Below are 16,996 nucleotides of genomic sequence, written 5' to 3'. Positions count from 1 at the left end.
CACGGTCATCGATATGCAAGGTTCCGGGGACTGATCAATGTCAAATGCCAATGTCTGCTGGCCGCCGCCGCCCAAAATATCAAGAAAATAGCCCTGGCTTTGGGCCCCAAGGGGCCAATCGCCGAGGGATAATCCCCTCGGCACACTCAAGCCAGCTTTCAAACACCTCTAAAAGCAAAACCCCGCCAAAATATGACGGGGTTTGTCAGCGGTCTGAAAGCAGCACCTTCGCGGGTGCTGCTTTTTTTATGATGCTGATTGAAAAGCCGATGGCAAAACCGAAATCAGGCCCGGTTCTGTTCTTCCATCTGACGCAGGAATTCACGACATTTCATACCCGGCGCAAGAACACGCCAGTACGACACCACCGCTTCTTCGGTTGCCACACTGAAATCGATAATCAGATTATCAAGCGCGTTCTGGCGCATCAGTTCGGCAACACGTTCCGGAATCTGTGACATCTGCCACATGCCAATCACCAATGCATAGGATGTCCGCATCAGCTTGTTGGCATTCTCTGGCGTGATGGCATACAGCTCGGACAGGGCATCTGCCGTCCGTTTCACCATGGAAGAAATAAATCTTCGATGGCTTAGAACCGCTTCATCGTCCGTCCCCTGCTCAAGAACCCCTTGTGACAGGGACGCCAGATGCAGGAATTGCTTCCGTTTGACAAGATACTGCACGAATTGTTGTGCAACGCGTGCTGAATCCCGTTCTTCGGGACGGCGCAACGCTTCCTGTTCAATCACTTCAAGGTTGTTTTCAAACCACCCCTTCAGGAACCCGCGCAGGACTTCCAGAAAAAGGGCTTCCTTGCTTGAAAAATAAAGATACAGCGTGCCTTTGGCGAGACTGGCCTTTTTGGCGACTTCGGCTGCCGATGGCAGTTGTCCGTCCCCCTCAAGATAAAGCGCCTCGGCTGCGACAAGTATATCGTTTCTACGTTTCAGTTTTTGCTCGTGGCTACGCGCACGAACAAGACATTCGTTTTCCATAGAGAATTATTCCCCCAACATTCTCCCTGAACTTATATTAATGCCTATTAATTCATTCAAAAGTCAAATCGCGCGGTGACTTTCGATAGATAAAATCAAAGAAACGTCGATGTAACAAACAGTTCGCCTGCATTTTTTGAGCGCGCGTTAGATGAACAATAGTCACCACACAGCAATCACGAAACGTATTTGCGAACAAAAATCGCGAATCTGTACAGATTTGATTCGCTGCAGCTGCGAAGCCCCGATTGCGGCATGCGCGAAATACCTGATGGGTAGCCTTCATACCAAAACCATTCAACCACCCGTTCCTTCGGGTAACAAAAATGGCCCTGATTGGGCGTCCCTAACCTTTTGAGTGGGTGATCTTGTTGATAAACCACGTTAAATCAAACGTGGGGAAGATTAAAATCCGCGAAAACAAGCGGTGTCATTTTTCACCACTGATCCTGAAACTGGTCTTAGAACCGAGGGGACTATGAGCATACACGACGAAAATGAACTTCCTGAAGCCGATAATGGCTCTCAGGCGGCGGCAGATATTGCTGAAAACAGCGAAAACGCCGAATACCATAACGGCCAGATTCAATATTACGGTCGCTGGCAGGACGTTCTGAAACTTTGCTGCTGGAACACGCTTTGGACCATCCTGACATTGGGCATATTCCGTTTCTGGGCCAAAACCCGGATGCGCCGCTATATCTGGAGCAACATCGTCATTGATGGTGATGCGTTGGAATATACCGGCCGCGGGTTGGAACTTTTCCTTGGCTTCCTGATTATCTCGGTCATCTTTATCCCCGCGTCCCTGCTACTGGGCTTTATCTCGGCCCAACTGCCCCCGGCCATGCAGGGATTGCAGATTATCGTGATGTATGCCGTCATTCTGTTTCTGATTTTTGTCGCGATCTATCGCGCCACGCGCTATCGCATGAGCCGCACCTTCTGGCGCGGCATTCGCGGAAAACTGGGCGGTTCGTCCTTCAAATATGCCCTGATCGGCTTTGGCAGCTTTTTGGCAGCCATCCTGTCGCTGGGCATTCTGATGCCGCTCAGCTTTATCACGCTAACGCGCTATGAAACCAACAACACCTGGATCGGCGACCATCAGGCACGCTTTACCGGCACATTCGGCCCCGCATTCAAAAAGTGGATCCTGACCTGGCTCCTGTGTCTGGTCGCGATTGCCATGTCGGGCGGCATTATTGCGGCGGCGGTTAACCTTACACACTCCCCGTTTTATATCGTGCCGCTGGCCTTTATTCCGTATCTCGTGATCGTCTTCGGGATGGCCTGGTACCATGTATGGTGCTTCCGGTATCAAAGCGAAAACACCACCCTTGCAGGCCTGCAATTTGGCAGCACGCTCGCGACCGGGCAATATATCAAACTGTTGCTGCGCTTCCTGCTGTTGATGGTTTTGGCGGGGATTGTTTTTGTTGCCCTGCTGTCGGTCACCGGTGGTTTTGCCGCATTCTCGATCCTTGCAAATAACGCGGCATCCTATATGCCCCCGGAACAGGTTCTGGCGATCCTGGCACCGTTCTTTATCCTGATGCTGCTTGCAACGCCGGTCTTCGGCATCCTGACATTTGTCGGGCTGACCCATCCGATGCTGGCACTGCATGTTTCATCGCTGGTATATGACGGTGACATCGCAGAACTGCATCAGAACACGGATGCACAGAACGTCCCGCGCACCGGCGAAGGTCTTGCAGAAGCCTTTGATCTGGGCGGGATTTAACAAGGCATTTTGATGAACAGCTTGCCCAATGCCCGTCTTTTTGACGGTAAAACATCGTTGGCAACGAATGTAACGGTCGGCATATCCGACCGTTACATTACCCTGTATCTGCCAGAGGGCGGGGAACAGGTGCTGTCAAAAGACAGTGTTTATCTGTGTGAAAAGACCGAAAAGGGAAAACCGCTTCGTTTGCGAAAGCGCAAGGATGATGGATTTCGCCTGATTTTTGACGATCCGCACTCCAAGGCCTTCATTCTTGAAACCCTGCCCGGACTTGCCGTGGACGAAGGGGCCACAAGGGCAAAAGTCCGGCTTGCAACTGGTATCATCGGTTTCTCCGCGGCAATCGCCCTGCTGATCTGGCAGGGCATGCCATTGATGATCGATCTGGTCATCGCGGTGTATCCACGTTCAATGGAAATGGATATGGGACGCAACGCGCGCGAACAGATCGTGGCGATCATGGGCGAAGACCGCGACGGGACAAGTGCGTGTGCGATCAACGATCCCGCACAAAAGGTCATCACCACCATTCTGGGCCGCTTTGAACAAACCGGCGCACTGACATATGACTACCAAACCACCATACTGCGCAGCGATATCGAAAACGCCCTTGCCCTGCCCGGCGGGCAGATCATTGTATTTTCCGAACTGATAAAAAAGGCGGAAAATCCCGAAGCTCTGGCTGGCGTTCTGGCCCATGAAATCGGCCATACGGAAATGCAGCATGGCCTTAAAAAACTGTTTTCAGGTATCGCGCTTGGCCAGCTTGTCCGATTGATGACCGGCGGGGCCGACCTTCCGGTCGGCTTTGTCATGGAACAAAGCTATTCCCGGGACATGGAAACCGATGCCGATCACTTTGCCCTTGAACTGATGGGTGACGCCAGCATCGAAACCCAAAGCACGGCAAAGCTGTTTCGCACAATCTCCACCGAAAGCAGATATGCCGAAATTGCCAGTTTCCTGCCTGAAATCCTAAGCTCGCACCCGGAAATGACCGGGCGGATCGACCTGTTTGAACAAAGCGACATCACAGGTACGCTTGATATCAATCCGCAGGACTGGAAAGCCTTGCAAACGGTCTGCGACTAATCACGTTGGAACCGGACAGGCCATAAACCTGCCCGCCTCGCTTGAGTGGATCAGACCGGCAATTCGGTCGTGCGTTTGACTTCGCGCAGGGTGATGATCGTCTGGACCCGTTCCACCCCCGGAAGCTGGGTCAGGACTTCGCTGTGGATGCGTTCATAGTCGGCGGTATTGCTGTAAACCACATGCACCAGATAGTCGCTCTGCCCCGCGAGAAGGTAACATTCCACGACTTCGGGAACCGACTGGATTTCCTTTTCAAAGGTTTCAAGCGCCTCACGGGTCTGGCGCGCGATCGAGATATTGACGAATGCATTGCCCGGTTTGCCGATGCGGGCCGGATTAAGCAGCATCGTGTAACGGTCAATCAGACCGGCTTCTTCCAGAAGCCTGACACGGCGCAAGCAGGCCGACGCCGATAAATTGACCTTTTCGGCCAGTTCGGCGTTGCTGATACGACCGTCGCGCTGAAGCAGCCGCAGGATCATCCGGTCACGTTCGTCCATCTGCATTTCGAATATTCTCCCTGCCTGAAGCGGATTTTTTAAAATTATATAGCATTAATACCATCAAACTCACCGATGATTGAAGGGAAATTGCCACAATTTTCGGGTATCCTGCATAGATAACTAAAAACGGGAAAACCGTTATCATCGCCACGTTTGTCCGGGAGAGAAACAATGCTGATTGGCATTCCGAAAGAAATCAAAAACCATGAATATCGCGTCGGCCTGACCCCGAGTTCCGTGCGTGAAGCCACGGCCCACGGGCATGACGTCATCATCGAAACCAATGCTGGTGCCGGTATCGGTTGCAGCAACGATGATTACGTCGCCGCCGGCGCAAAAATCGTCGATACCGCGGCCGAAATCTTTGCCAAATCCGAAATGATCGTAAAGGTCAAGGAACCGCAGAAAGTCGAATACGAGCAGCTCCGCGAAGGGCAGCTTCTGTTTACCTACCTTCATCTGGCGCCCGATCCGGAACAGACCGAGGGTCTGATCAAATCCGGGGTGACGGCGATTGCCTATGAAACCGTTACCGATAAAAATGGTGGCCTGCCATTACTGGCCCCGATGTCCGAAGTTGCCGGGCGCATGGCACCGCAGGTCGGTGCAGCGGCCCTGCAAAAGGCCAATGGCGGGCGTGGCATGTTGCTAGGCGGTGTGCCCGGTGTTGCCCCCGCCAAAGTCGTTGTGATCGGCGGCGGCGTTGTCGGCACCAATGCCGCCCGCATTGCCGCGGGCATGGGCGCGGATGTCATCATTCTCGACAAGAATGTCAAACGCCTGACCTATATTGACGATGTGTTTGGCCCGCGCATCAAAACGCAATATGCCACCATCGATGATACCGAGGCACTGGTCTATGATGCCGACATGGTTGTCGGTGCAGTTCTGATCCCTGGTGCCGCGGCACCGAAACTGATCCATAAGAACCAGCTTTCAACAATGAAGCCGGGTTCGGTGATTGTCGATGTCGCGATTGATCAGGGCGGCTGCTTTGAAACATCCAAAGCCACCACCCATGCCGATCCGACCTATATCGTCGATGACGTGGTGCATTACTGTGTTGCCAACATGCCCGGTGCGGTCGCCCGCACATCGACCTTTGCGCTCAACAACGCAACCCTGCCCTTCACCCTTGCCCTTGCTGACAAGGGCTGGAAAAAAGCCTGCCAGGAAGATCCCCATCTGGCCGCAGGACTAAACGTTCACGAAGGCCGCATCACCTATGAGGCCGTCGCACGTGATCTTGGCTACGATTACATTCCGCTGCAAAAAGTCCTCAACTGACCAAGCGGCGTTGCATCATACACAAATGGCCGCCTCGTTTGCCGGGGCGGCCATTTTACAAGCCGTTCAGATCGCGAACAAAGGCACGTGCGCATTGCACAAATTCATCAATGACCCGCGACATTGTGTCTTCGGGCCATGCCAATGCAAGATTGACCGCATCGGCTGGTAATTCCGGCATTGGAATATAGGCAACGCCGACATGGGGTGTATGGGTAACCCAGCTCGGCGCCACGCCAACCCCCATTCCCGCGGCAACAAGTGCCACGATTCCAAATGTGTGACCAACTTCTTCAACGATGTCCAAAGATACCCCGACATCACGCGCATGCTGGATGACCACGTTCTGGTAACTGACCCCCAAAATCGGCGCATAGGCAATGTATGGCAGTCCCGTAAAATCGCTTAGCGACAGCGTTTTATTTCCGGAAAGCGCATGATCCACAGGAACAAGCCCAACAAAGGCCTCGCTGAACAAATTCATGATATTGAGGTTGGCCTTGGCCCTTGGCGGGCGAATAAAGGCAACATCCACCTGCCCGTCTATCATCGCATCAAGCAGCTCGTTGGTCGTCAGTATTTTGATATCAATTCGCGTATCCGGGCATTTGGCATGAAACATCCGGAGGATTTCCGGCAGACATGTAAAAATCGCAGGTGAAACACAACCAATCGTCAGCTTGCGATTTGCCTGCCCCATCACGAAACGGGCGGCCTCGACTCCCTCCTCGACACTTGATAACGCCAGCAACGCCTTTTCACGGAAAACTTCTCCCGCTGGCGTCAGGCGAACACTTCGGGTCGTGCGTTCAAAAAGTTGCCCGCCAACCCGTTCTTCAAGCTGCTTGATTTGCTGGCTAAGCGGGGCCTGCGCGATGCCAAGACGTTCGGCGGCCCGCCCAAAATGCATTTCGTCAGCCACACAAATAAAATAACGCAGATGGCGTAATTCAACGCGATTATTGATACTCATTAGATATAAATATACGCCATTTATATATTTGACAAGATTAATGTCCGGCTGATTTTATAGTCTCAGGAGGCGCCCTGCCAAAAAGCCGAACAAGAAGCTCGCAGGGCCATGATGGAGAGGCTAGAGATGCAATCAACTGAACCGGCATTGCCGAAGCGAAGGCTTGACCTTGCGCTTCCGCTAAAAATCCTGACCGGCGCCACGCTGGCAATCATTGTGACACTGACCCTTGCACAGGTTGTCTTTCGATACTTCTTTGACAGTCCGCTTTTATGGAGCGACGAACTAAGCCGATTACTCGTGGTTTGGATGACATTTATCGGTGCTGCCGTTGTGTGCTGGCAGGGACGTCATCTTTCCGTCGATGTTTTCGTAAATCTGATGCCGGAAAAAGTCAGAAAGATCATCCGCATTTCCAATCAGATTCTGGCACTGGCCTTCCTTGGCGTGATGACCTGGAAAAGCTTTCGTATTGTAAAACTCGAAAACTTTCAGGAAATGAGCATCCTTCCCTTGCCTGCCGGTACGGTGCGTCTTGCCGCGACCGTTGGCGGAATACTGATGCTTGTTGTCATCCTTGCCCGTCTTTTCCTGTCAGATCGGCTTCGCAATGTGCGAACCGAAAATGACGAAAACTCGATGCTGTAAGGGCCAGAAATGACAATCGCAATTATTCTCGCCCTTCTCGTTGTTTTGCTGTTGGCCGGTATGCCACTGGCTTTTGCAATGGGCGTCACCACCACTGCCTATCTTTACTTGACCGGCATCGATGCCGGGATGCTGACACAGCGCATGACGGCGTCAATCGACAGCTTCCTTATTCTGGCGATCCCGTTTTTCTATCTTGCGGGCGAGTTGATGAATGCTTGCCGCCTGACGGACAGGATCATCAATATGTCGCGTGCGCTGGTCGGTCACATTCACGGTGGCCTGGCACAGGTCAATATTTTTGCCAGCATGATTTTCTCGGGCATGTCCGGCTCGGCAACCGCTGACACCACCGCCCTTGGTTCGGTTCTTATCCCGGCGATGAAAAAGGAAGGCTATCCCGCGCCTTTTTCGGCCGCTGTAACCGTTGCATCGGCACTTGTCGGCCCAATGATCCCCCCAAGCGTTGCACTGGTGATTTACGGCACCCTTGCAAATGTTTCCATCGGGCGCCTGCTGGTCGCCGGTATCATTCCCGGTGTGGTAATCATCCTTAGCCAGATGGTATTCACCTATTTCATTGCCCGCAAACGCGGCTATCCCCGTTATGAACGCGCCAGCATACGTGAAATTGGAAACTCGATTGTCGAGGGCGGCCCTGCCCTGCTGTTTCCGGTCATTATTGTCGGCGGCATCCTGCTGGGTATGTTCTCTCCGACCGAGGCCGCGGCAGTTGCCGTGCTTTACGGTCTGGTACTTGGCCTTCTGTATCGTCACATGAATTTGCGCCAGCTTGGCAAGGTTCTTGTGGATGTCGGTCTGGGCAGCTGCCGCATCTTGCTGATTGTTGCTGCATCGGCGGCTTTCAGTTGGGTTATGGTACGCGAAAACGTTCCCCAAAGCATCGGCATCGGCATTTCGACCATTTCCAGCGAACCAATCATCGTTCTTACGATCATTCTGCTGGTTCTGGTGCTTGTCGGGCTGTTCATGGTGGCCTCTTCGGCCGAAATCGTGCTGACCCCGATCCTTGTTCCCGTTGTCATGCAATTTGGAATCGATCCGGTTCATTTCGGTGTTCTGATGGTCTTCACCCTCATCATCGGGGGGGCCACGCCACCGGTTGGCATCCTGATGTTCATCGCTCAGGACATTGCCAAAATCTCGCATGCGCAAATGGTGCGCGCGATGATCCCGTTTTACATCCCTCTCTTTTTCGCGGTGATTTTGCTTGCGGCCTTCCCGCAGATCACCCTGTTCCTGCCGAACATCGTGTTCGGTTCCTGATAGCCATCAATCGATACCGGAGCCCCAAATGACGGCCATTAAAGCTGTGCGCAAGCACTTGCTCAAAGACATGACGTTCATCGAATTTCGCGAACGCCTCAGCGAAGATCCCGTAATTCTGATTTCACTGGGATCCCAGGAAGAACAGGGGCCGGTCGCCCCGATGGGTGACTACATGCTCACCGATGTTCTGGCCGGGAAAATTGCCGAAAAATCAGGTGCGATTGCCGCCCCGATCATGCCGTTTGGCTATGCCGACTATTTCCGTACGGTGCCCGGCGGCATCCAGCTGCGCCCGGAAACCTTCAGCGCCATACTGACCGACATGATCGAAAACTTCACCGATCACGGCATCAATAAAATCGTGATCCTGAACGGTCACAGCGGCAACTATCCGCTGATTGATCAGGTCATTCGCAAAATCAAACGCGAAAAAGGCCTGCTGATCCCCTGCCTCAATATGTGGCGCCTGATCCCGGCCGAAATGTGGAAAGAACTGCATCCGGAAATGGGGGCTAAGGCACTCGGTCATGGTGGCGATCCGCTGACCTCTGTTTATCTGCATCTGTTCCCGGAACTGATGCGCATGGACCTTTTATCCAAAGAGGACAGCAAGGGCGAAATGCTTGGTTTGCCAACCGCCGGCCTGGCGGGTGTCCGTTTCCGCGATGTTGAAATCGCTCTTGCCGTGGATGTTACCGATCGCTGCGGCAATGGCATTGCCGGGGGCGATCCGGCGCAATCGAGCGCCGGGAAAGGCGAAAAAATCGTCAGTTACCTCGTCGAATATTGCGCGGACTTTATCCGTCACTTCTCCGAACAGAACCCAAAAGTCAGCGCTTAACCTTCATCAGGGAGTTTTGAATATGCGTAAAACACTCACAACAACGCTGTTTGCAGCAGGTCTGGCAACTCTTGGCCTTGGCCATGCAAATGCGGCCGAAGAAATCCGTTACTCCATCTGGGCCAATCCCGGCGAAGCCCAGTATGAAGGCGCTCTTGAGTTCAAACGTGTCGTAGAAGAAGAATCCAACGGTCGCTACAACGTCACGATTTACGGCGGTGAACAACTTGGCACCCCGCGTGAACTTTTCACCCAGCTTGCGCTCGGTATCACCCAGATTTCAGCCAGCGGCGATCCCGGGATCAAGGACATTGAATATCTGGCGATCCCCTTCCTGATGAAGGACCTGAAAAACTACAACGCCGTTCTTGAAACCGACTTCGGCGCGGAATGGAACAAGAAGCTGATCGATGAACGCGAAATCCGCCTTCTTGGTTTCATGCCGCGTAACCCGCGCCAGATTAGCGCGAATGTCGAAATCAACAGCATTGACGACCTCAAAGGTCTGAAACTGCGTGCGCCAGAGCGTGATTACTATGTCGAATCCCTAAGCGCCCTTGGTGCCAACCCGACCCCGATGGCCTTTGCCGAGGTTTACACCGGCCTGCAGGCTGGCGTTGTCGATGGTCAGGAAAACCCGATCGAAACCATCTATGCCGCCAAATTCTATGAAGTCCAGAAATCCATCGCGATGGTCGATTACATCAAAAAACCGGCTTACGTGATGATCGGAAACGGCTTCTGGGAAGGTCTGAATGCAGAAGATCAGGCACTGCTGAAACGGGCCAATGATGCATCCAATGCCGTCATTGAAAAAATGCTACCCGAGCAGACAAAAAAAATGATCGCCGATATGGAAGCTGCCGGCATCGTTTTCACCCACCCGGATATCGCACCTTTCATCGAAGCAACCCAGTCGGTTCGTGACGAACTCGGCACCAAAATGTGGGGCGAGGAAGTCTACAAGAAAGTTGCCGAAATCGGTCAGAAGGACCTCGAGTAACCCCGAGATCCCTTAAAACCACGGCCCGCCACCAAAAGGATTGATTGAAGAATGTCCCCAAGCGCCACCAGCGAAATCGCAAGAAAGATCGATGCCATTGTCGATGATATCAACGATCAGTTGATCGATATTCGTCGGGATTTGCATCGCCACCCGGAACTGGGTTTTCAGGAACAGAGAACTTCTGCGAAAATTCAGAGCCACCTTGACGATCTTGGCATCAGCTATAGCAGCGGCTTTGGAAAAACCGGTGTCGCTGCCATTATCAATCCTGCGGCGGCGGGCCGCCTTATCGGTATTCGCGGCGATATCGACGCGCTCCCCATCACCGAAGAATCCGGGCTTCCCTTTGCTTCGGAAAACAAGGGGGTCATGCACGCTTGCGGACATGATGCCCACACGGCAATCGCCCTTGGTGTTGCAACAGTTCTGGCAAGACTTGGCGACAATTTCAAAGGCCGCGCCATGGTCCTGTTCCAGCCAGCAGAAGAAGGCCTTGGCGGCGCACGGGCGATGCTTGCCGATGGTGTCTTTGACAAACACAAGCCAGATATCATGCTGGGCTATCACAATTGGCCGCTACTTCCGGGCGGTTCGATTGGCTGGCACCCCGAAGTCTCCTTTGCGTCCTCTGATCCTTTTGATGTAACGATTTCCGGTCTTTCCGGTCACGGGGCACATCCGCATCTTTCCGTTGATCCCATTGTTGCCGCGGCCCAGTTCATTTCCCAGGTCCAGAATATCGTTTCCCGGGAAATCGCCCCCCTTAACGCGGCGGTGGTCACGATCGGAAAAATCGAAGGCGGTACCGCACGCAACCAGATCCCCGATACGGTGACCCTTCAGGGCGCGATCCGCACCCATTCCGAAGACGTCCGCACCGCATCCAAGGATGCCATCACTCGCATCGCCGAAGGCGTCGGCACCGCCACCCGGACAAAGATCGATGTCGAATTCCTGCAAGGTGTTGGTGTGGTCAAAAGCGATCCGGCGATCCTTGAACAGGTTGTCGCAACCGCACGCGACATCCTTGGCGATGAACAGGTCATCTGCCTGCCGCAGGGCTCTATGGGTAGCGAGGATTTTGCCGAATTTTCGTCGCGTATTCCAAGCGCACATCTGCGCATCGGCTCCAAAGCAACGGATCGCGCCACCATGCTTCATCGCAGCAATTTCGATCTTGATGAAACCTGTATCGCAACCGCCGTTCGCGTGATCGCCAACGCCGCCCTGCGTCTTTCATCATCGGATTGAACCAAACTCCACCTGTCTGGCAAATCTCCCTTAGGCCAGACAAAAAAGACAGCCTCCAGAGCATATTGCTGTCTTTCACTTGGCCGGGTCTCGCTACCCGGCCTTTTTTAGTCGGGATACCGGAAATCACTTTGCCGAAACAAATTCATCTACGCTAATCTTGTCCTGAGCATTGGGGAGAAGATCATGGAAATATCGATGCTGATCGGGGCGATGGTCGCGGCCGCCATCTATACCCTGACACCCGGCCCGGCCTTTTTGGCGATGCTGGGCATTGGTGCCGCACAGGGCCGCCGGGCAAGTGCCGGTTTCCTGTTCGGGCATTTTGCCGGGGATATCATGTGGGCCAGTCTGGCGCTGGTGGCGATCATCGGGTCGCGCGTCCTTGATCCGATGGTGTTTGATATTCTGGCGATGATTTGCGGGGTCTACCTGTTCTGGCTTGGTATCCGGGCTGTCACCGCCAAGCGCAAGGTCGATGGCGCGGTTACCATCACGGTTCGCAACCCTTGGCGACGCGGCATTATTTTCGGGATCACCAATCCCAAGGGATATCCGGTCGCGGTCGCGATGTTCACAGCCCTCCTGGCACAGGATGCAGCGTCGCTTGGCTGGGACAGTATGACGGGGCTTTTACTGGCCTCTGCCGTCGGGTTTCTGATCGCCGATCTGATCCTGATCTGGATTGTCGGACTTGGCGTGTTGCGCCGGATGTATCAGCGCCACGAAATCTGGATCGTGCGCGCCACCGGAATTCTGTTTATCGGTTTTGCCGTGCAGGCGATTGCCAATGCCCTGCCCAACCTCGGCCACAGCCTTGCACACGGGTTCAGCACGCTTCGCAAACCCTGATCATTCTTGATACCCCAAACAAAAAGCCGCCCGGCGAACCGGACGGCTTTTTGGCTGTTATGGTTTGGACGACTTAAAATTCGACCTGCGTCACATCGCGAACCGCACCCTGATCGGCACTGGTTGCAAGCGCGGCATAGGCACGAAGGGCCGTTGTCACCTTGCGTTTGCGCGGCTTGGCCGGTTTCCAGGCATCCTTGCCCTTGGCTTCCATTTCCTGACGGCGCGCCGCCAGAACCGCATCATCAACCGCAATCCTGATCGACCGGTTCGGAATATCGATTTCGATGATATCGCCCGGCTCGATCAATGCGATATCCCCGCCTGCCGCGGCTTCCGGCGATACGTGGCCAATCGAAAGACCCGACGTCCCGCCCGAAAAACGCCCATCGGTGACAAGCGCACAGGCCTTGCCCAGCCCCATCGATTTCAGATAGCTGGTCGGATACAGCATTTCCTGCATGCCCGGACCACCTTTGGGGCCTTCATAACGGATGACGACAACATCGCCTTCCTTGACCTCGCCCCCCAGAACCTTGGCAACCGCCTCGTCCTGGCTTTCGCAGATCACGGCCGGACCAGTAAATTTCAGGATGCTGGCATCGACACCGGCGGTTTTAACGATACAGCCATTGACCGCCATATTGCCAAACAGAACCGCCAGACCGCCATCCTTGCTGTAGGCATGTTCGATATCGCGGATACAGCCTTCTTTTTCGTCAAGGTCAAGATCATCCCAATACCGTTCCTGACTGAACGCGGTTTGGGTCGGGATGCCACCCGGCATGGCGCGGAAGAATTTATGCACCGCGTCGTTCTTGGTGCGCCGGATGTCCCATTTTTCAAGGGCATCGGCCATGGTTTTGCTATGAACCGTCGGCACATCGGTATGCAGCAACCCACCGCGTTCCAACTCGCCCAGAATACGCATGATGCCGCCGGCACGATGGACGTCTTCCATGTGATATAGCGGATGCGAGGGCGCAACCTTCGACAGATGCGGGATTTGGCGCGACAGACGATCCATGTCGGCCATGGTAAAGTTAACCTCGGCCTCGCGCGCAATCGCCAGCAGATGCAGAACCGTATTGGTCGAACCGCCCATCGCGATATCAAGCGCCATGGCGTTTTCAAAGGCTTCAAACGTCGCGATGCCCCGCGGGGTCGCGGTAACGTCTTCTTCCTCGTAATAACGACGCGCCAGCTTGACGGATGTGCGCGCTGCTTCAAGGAAGAGTTCCTGACGCGCGGCATGCGTCGCCAGCACCGAACCATTCCCCGGCAGTGCAAGGCCAAGCGCCTCGGCCAGGCAATTCATTGAATTGGCGGTAAACATGCCGGAGCACGAACCGCAGGTCGGGCATGCCGACCGTTCGACAACCGCAACCTGTTCGTCCGAGATTTTCGGATCGGCGGCTTCGACCATCGCATCAACAAGGTCAAGATGACGTTCCTTGCCATCTATGGTGACCTTCCCGGCCTCCATCGGGCCACCGGAAACGAACACCGCCGGAACGTTAAGGCGCATCGCGGCCATCAACATGCCCGGCGTGATCTTGTCACAATTGGAAATGCAGACCATCGCATCCGCGCAATGGGCATTGACCATATATTCGACGGAATCCGCAATGATTTCACGCGACGGCAGGCTGTAAAGCATGCCGTCATGGCCCATCGCGATACCGTCATCGACCGCAATGGTATTGAATTCCTTGGCAACACCACCGGCGGCTTCGATTTCGCGGGCCACCATCTGACCAAGGTCTTTCAGGTGAACGTGACCAGGCACGAACTGGGTAAAGCTGTTGACGACCGCAATGATCGGCTTGTCAAAGTCTTCATCCTTCATGCCCGTGGCGCGCCAAAGGCCGCGCGCACCGGCCATATTGCGGCCATGGGTGGTTGTACGGGACCGATATTCCGGCATGGTCGAACCTCTCTATCTTCGCGGGGTGTTTATCATTGTTACATATTTAGGGGTTCTAGCACAGTCTTCGCGCCCAATGACAGTTTTTTGCCCGAAAATTTCGTGTTTTTGCGCCATATGGAACGAATGCTACCTGAAAGATAACCACCATTTCCAAGGCAGCACTTTCACTCATCGGGTTAAGTTTCGGGAATTCCATCACCTCTCGGGGGCGAACCTACACCAAAGACCCGCAATCCTATCCCATTAGATAGGCGACGACCTCGACCATAATCCATATCTTAACAGGTGATTATCGCCGCCAGGCGATTCTCCCACTCCCATTCTCGCCCCGGCCTGCGTCGCAGGCCCGGGGTTTTTTTTATGCTTTTTCCGACCCGATCATTTCTTTTGATCAAAGAACGAAATGCTTTAAAGCAATGACAGAACGTTCCTTTTTCTGCATGCTGATGGATATGACAGCAATCAGGACTGTCCAGCTTACGAGGTAAAGCATATCGATGTCGGCCGATCTCAAGACCCTGCTCAGGCGTGGACTAAGCGCGCACGAAGGCAACCGTCCTGACGAGGCCGAAAAAATTTACCGTCGTGCGCTGTCGCTGTCGCCCGGCAACCCCGAAGTCGAACATCTTCTGGCGACTCTTCTGACCAGCCTTGATCGCCACCGCGAAGCCCTTGAACTGTTTGATAGCTGCCTGCCGCGACTTGGTGCCAACCCGGCAGTGCGGTGCAATTTCGCGATTGCGCTGGAACGGGCCGGGCAGATCGAAAAGGCGATTGACGAATTCCGTCAGGCCATCAGCTATCATGGCGATTTCCCGACCGCCCTTTATCATCTGGCACGCCTTGAAATGCCGCGCGGCCATATCGGGCAGACGGTGGACCTTCTGGGGCGGTTGCTGGGTCTGAAACCCGATCACTTTGACGGACTTTTGCTGTTTGGCGAGGCATTGCACGCACTGGGGCAGGAAGAAGCAGCACTCGCATCCCTTGACCGCGCTGCCGAGGCAGCCGGGATCACCCCAGATATGATTTGCCGTGTTGGTGATGTGTCGCTGCGCCTTGGATATCCCGGCATGGCGCAAAACCTTTATCAACGCGCGCTCAGCATCGATCCCCGTCATGTCCCCGCCTTGCACGGGCTGGGGCGGGCGCTATCGGCACAAGGCGAATATGCCAAGGCGATTGCGATCCTTAAAACCGCCAAGCGCCTTGCCAAAGGCAGGATCGAAATCGATCTTGAAATTGCTGATATCGAATTGCGGTGCGGCGATATCGCAAGTGCGATTGCCGAACTGACCGTGCTTGTGGAAAAACACCCGGCAAATGCGGATGCCCACACAGCCCTTCTGGCAGCGGTTGCCAGGCTGCCCGATATCGGCGGGGTCGAATATCTCAAACAGGCCCGCCAATGGGCACGAAGCCACATGCCGACAATGCCCGAACCGAAATTTATCAACAGCAAACAGGTCGATAAACGGCTTCGCATCGGCTGGCTGTCACCGCATTTTTGCGAACATGCCTCCTTTGCCCTGCTGGCGGGGGTTGCCCGGCACCTGAACCGCAACGAGGTCGAACTGTTTCTGTATTCGGCCACCCCGCGCCCGGATCAGACCACCCGTTCATGGCAGGTCATGGCCGATGGCTGGCGCGAGGTTTACGGCCAAAGCCCGCTTCAGATTGCTGAGCGCATCCGGAAGGACCGGGTCGATATCCTGTTTGACCTGACAGGCCCGGTGACGGATCAACCGATCACGGTATTCGCCCATCGCGCCGCCCCGGTTCAGGCCAGCATCGCACCAATGACGACGGGCATCAGTCAGATGGATTACATCCTTGTCCATCATCGCGCGATCCCGGCTAAACCGGCCGAAAACAAGCTGTTTTGTGAAAATGTGCAGCATCTGGGATCGGGGCCTTTTGCCTATGTCGGCGCGAATGATGCCGCCATGCTCAGCCTGCTTCCAGCCGCAATTGACGAAGCCGTGACTTTTGGCTGCTTTGACCGGTTATCAAACATCAGTGACGCCAGCCTGAACTGCTTTGCCCGCATATTAAACAAGGTCAGGAACAGTCGCCTTGTCATTCAGGATGATGTTCTGGGCGATGCCTTTGCCAGAAAGACGATGCTGGATCGTCTGCGCCAGGCCGGGCTTCATACGGATCGTGTCAATCTGATTGGTGCGGTCAGCCCCGAAGATAAACCCGATCTTTACGCCCGGATCGATATCGGACTGGCCCCGTTCCCGATGATCGATATCGCACGCTATTTCGATATGCTTTGGCACGGTATTCCGTTTGTCACGATGGCGGGTGAAACACCGGCATCACGCGCAGGGCTTTGCCTGTTATCAGATATCGGGCTCGATGCGCTGACGGCGGAAACGCAAAAGGGTTACGTCGAAAAGGCCGTCCTTCTGACACAGGACATCAACGCCCTTACCACCATTCGGGCCGGCATGCGTGACCGGATGAAAAACAGCAAGGCCATGAACGGTGCGGCCACCGCGCGCGAACTTGAAGAATCCTGCCGGGATATGTGGAAAACCTGGTGTGCGTTATGATCATCACCAAGCAG

14 protein-coding genes are annotated in these 16,996 nt (G+C 54.5%); 10 read left to right on the top strand and 4 right to left on the bottom strand.

All coding sequences use genetic code 11. The features are described 5' to 3' along the window. Positions 1 to 284: 284 nt before the first annotated feature. Positions 285 to 998: a TetR family transcriptional regulator gene (locus tag BC440_RS03905; RefSeq protein ID WP_007092106.1), complete on the bottom strand. Its 714-nt coding sequence runs from the start codon at positions 996 to 998 to the stop codon at positions 285 to 287. A gap of 478 nt (positions 999 to 1,476) precedes the next feature. On the opposite strand from BC440_RS03905, the gene BC440_RS03900 reads away from it, so the two are divergent. Then, on the top strand, positions 1,477 to 2,742 hold the full coding sequence (locus BC440_RS03900) for a DUF898 family protein (protein ID WP_071239570.1): 1,266 nt from the start codon (positions 1,477 to 1,479) through the stop codon (positions 2,740 to 2,742). 12 nt (positions 2,743 to 2,754) lie between these two features. Beyond that, positions 2,755 to 3,837: a M48 family metallopeptidase gene (locus tag BC440_RS03895; protein WP_071239569.1), complete on the top strand. Its 1,083-nt coding sequence runs from the start codon at positions 2,755 to 2,757 to the stop codon at positions 3,835 to 3,837. Between the two features lie 50 nt (positions 3,838 to 3,887). Here BC440_RS03895 and BC440_RS03890 read toward each other — a convergent pair whose 3' ends face one another. Then, positions 3,888 to 4,346 (bottom strand): Lrp/AsnC family transcriptional regulator, encoded by a 459-nt coding sequence (locus BC440_RS03890; RefSeq protein ID WP_007092109.1) that lies wholly within the window; start codon positions 4,344 to 4,346, stop codon positions 3,888 to 3,890. A 168-nt stretch (positions 4,347 to 4,514) separates the two neighbouring features. Here BC440_RS03890 and ald point away from each other — a divergent pair, with 168 nt between their 5' ends. Further along, positions 4,515 to 5,630 carry an alanine dehydrogenase gene (gene ald / locus BC440_RS03885; RefSeq protein ID WP_071239568.1) on the top strand — a complete coding sequence of 372 codons (1,116 nt, stop codon included), beginning with the start codon at positions 4,515 to 4,517 and terminating at the stop codon, positions 5,628 to 5,630. Positions 5,631 to 5,685: 55 nt separating this feature from the next. Here the strand turns inward: ald and BC440_RS03880 are convergent, their stop codons facing one another. Further along, entirely contained in the window at positions 5,686 to 6,603 is a 918-nt protein-coding gene (locus tag BC440_RS03880; RefSeq protein WP_071239567.1) for a LysR substrate-binding domain-containing protein, read from the bottom strand. 126 nt (positions 6,604 to 6,729) lie between these two features. On the opposite strand from BC440_RS03880, the gene BC440_RS03875 reads away from it, so the two are divergent. From BC440_RS03875 to BC440_RS03850, 6 genes are all read left to right on the top strand, one after another. Beyond that, entirely contained in the window at positions 6,730 to 7,251 is a 522-nt protein-coding gene (locus BC440_RS03875) for a TRAP transporter small permease (protein WP_007092112.1), read from the top strand. A gap of 9 nt (positions 7,252 to 7,260) precedes the next feature. Next, positions 7,261 to 8,538 (top strand): TRAP transporter large permease, encoded by a 1,278-nt coding sequence (locus BC440_RS03870; protein ID WP_071239566.1) that lies wholly within the window; start codon positions 7,261 to 7,263, stop codon positions 8,536 to 8,538. Between the two features lie 28 nt (positions 8,539 to 8,566). Further along, positions 8,567 to 9,382, top strand: coding sequence for a creatininase family protein (locus tag BC440_RS03865; protein WP_071239565.1), 816 nt, complete (start codon positions 8,567 to 8,569; stop codon positions 9,380 to 9,382). A gap of 22 nt (positions 9,383 to 9,404) precedes the next feature. Then, a complete protein-coding gene (locus BC440_RS03860) occupies positions 9,405 to 10,385 on the top strand; it encodes a TRAP transporter substrate-binding protein (RefSeq protein ID WP_071239564.1) in 981 nt (326 codons plus the stop codon). 51 nt (positions 10,386 to 10,436) lie between these two features. Then, on the top strand, positions 10,437 to 11,639 hold the full coding sequence (locus tag BC440_RS03855; RefSeq protein WP_071239563.1) for a M20 family metallopeptidase: 1,203 nt from the start codon (positions 10,437 to 10,439) through the stop codon (positions 11,637 to 11,639). 186 nt (positions 11,640 to 11,825) lie between these two features. Beyond that, the gene (locus tag BC440_RS03850) at positions 11,826 to 12,491 is read left to right on the top strand and encodes a LysE family translocator (protein WP_071239562.1); all 666 of its coding nucleotides are present in this window, start codon (positions 11,826 to 11,828) and stop codon (positions 12,489 to 12,491) included. 73 nt (positions 12,492 to 12,564) lie between these two features. On the opposite strand, the gene ilvD is transcribed toward BC440_RS03850, so the two are convergent. Continuing rightward, positions 12,565 to 14,418: a dihydroxy-acid dehydratase gene (gene ilvD / locus BC440_RS03845; RefSeq protein WP_071239561.1), complete on the bottom strand. Its 1,854-nt coding sequence runs from the start codon at positions 14,416 to 14,418 to the stop codon at positions 12,565 to 12,567. 500 nt (positions 14,419 to 14,918) lie between these two features. Between ilvD and BC440_RS03840 the strand changes: the two genes are divergently transcribed. Further along, positions 14,919 to 16,982 carry a tetratricopeptide repeat protein gene (locus tag BC440_RS03840; RefSeq protein ID WP_071239560.1) on the top strand — a complete coding sequence of 688 codons (2,064 nt, stop codon included), beginning with the start codon at positions 14,919 to 14,921 and terminating at the stop codon, positions 16,980 to 16,982. Positions 16,983 to 16,996: the final 14 nt, after the last annotated feature.

The sequence above is a fragment of the Thalassospira sp. MIT1004 genome, from assembly GCF_001858545.1.
Classification (GTDB): domain Bacteria; phylum Pseudomonadota; class Alphaproteobacteria; order Rhodospirillales; family Thalassospiraceae; genus Thalassospira; species Thalassospira xiamenensis.
Note: the sequence above shows the minus strand (reverse complement) of the source record. Positions and strands in the feature narration are given on the sequence as shown.

Bases quoted from the DNA above. Each gene is read 5' to 3' on its own strand.
- BC440_RS03850 (WP_071239562.1), top strand. From the start codon at position 11,826: ATGGAAATATCGATGCTGATCGGGGCGATGGTCGCGGCCGCCATCTAT.
- ilvD (WP_071239561.1), bottom strand. From the start codon at position 14,418: ATGCCGGAATATCGGTCCCGTACAACCACCCATGGCCGCAATATGGCC.
- BC440_RS03880 (WP_071239567.1), bottom strand. From the start codon at position 6,603: ATGAGTATCAATAATCGCGTTGAATTACGCCATCTGCGTTATTTTATT.
- BC440_RS03855 (WP_071239563.1), top strand. From the start codon at position 10,437: ATGTCCCCAAGCGCCACCAGCGAAATCGCAAGAAAGATCGATGCCATT.
- ald (WP_071239568.1), top strand. From the start codon at position 4,515: ATGCTGATTGGCATTCCGAAAGAAATCAAAAACCATGAATATCGCGTC.
- BC440_RS03870 (WP_071239566.1), top strand. From the start codon at position 7,261: ATGACAATCGCAATTATTCTCGCCCTTCTCGTTGTTTTGCTGTTGGCC.
- BC440_RS03895 (WP_071239569.1), top strand. From the start codon at position 2,755: ATGAACAGCTTGCCCAATGCCCGTCTTTTTGACGGTAAAACATCGTTG.
- BC440_RS03875 (WP_007092112.1), top strand. From the start codon at position 6,730: ATGCAATCAACTGAACCGGCATTGCCGAAGCGAAGGCTTGACCTTGCG.
- BC440_RS03900 (WP_071239570.1), top strand. From the start codon at position 1,477: ATGAGCATACACGACGAAAATGAACTTCCTGAAGCCGATAATGGCTCT.
- BC440_RS03860 (WP_071239564.1), top strand. From the start codon at position 9,405: ATGCGTAAAACACTCACAACAACGCTGTTTGCAGCAGGTCTGGCAACT.
- BC440_RS03890 (WP_007092109.1), bottom strand. From the start codon at position 4,346: ATGCAGATGGACGAACGTGACCGGATGATCCTGCGGCTGCTTCAGCGC.
- BC440_RS03865 (WP_071239565.1), top strand. From the start codon at position 8,567: ATGACGGCCATTAAAGCTGTGCGCAAGCACTTGCTCAAAGACATGACG.
- BC440_RS03905 (WP_007092106.1), bottom strand. From the start codon at position 998: ATGGAAAACGAATGTCTTGTTCGTGCGCGTAGCCACGAGCAAAAACTG.
- BC440_RS03840 (WP_071239560.1), top strand. From the start codon at position 14,919: ATGTCGGCCGATCTCAAGACCCTGCTCAGGCGTGGACTAAGCGCGCAC.